Here is a 248-nt window from a genome sequence, read left to right on the forward strand (position 1 = left end):
CATGAAGCGTTACGTCGAAAGCATCGGCCTGCGCGCGCACGGCTTCCGCATCGACGCCGACGCGCTGTATCGCTTGCAGATGCCGGTGATCGCCCTGCTCGATCTGCGCGGCTATCGCCACTTCGTCGTGGTCAAGGGCGCCGCCGGCGGACGCGTGTTCGTCGCCGATCCGGCGCTGGGCCACCGGGTGATGCCGGAAGCCGAGTTCGTGCGTGGCTGGAACGGCATCGTCCTGGCCGTGGTCGGCG

The 248-nt window shown here is 69.0% G+C and carries 1 protein-coding gene; it reads left to right on the top strand.

The genetic code is table 11. The features are described 5' to 3' along the window. A partial coding sequence (locus HKX41_12700) for a peptidase C39 (GenBank protein ID NNC24994.1) occupies positions 1-248 on the top strand: 248 nt, incomplete at both ends.

The organism is Salifodinibacter halophilus, assembly GCA_012999515.1.
Taxonomy (GTDB): domain Bacteria; phylum Pseudomonadota; class Gammaproteobacteria; order Nevskiales; family Salinisphaeraceae; genus Salifodinibacter; species Salifodinibacter halophilus.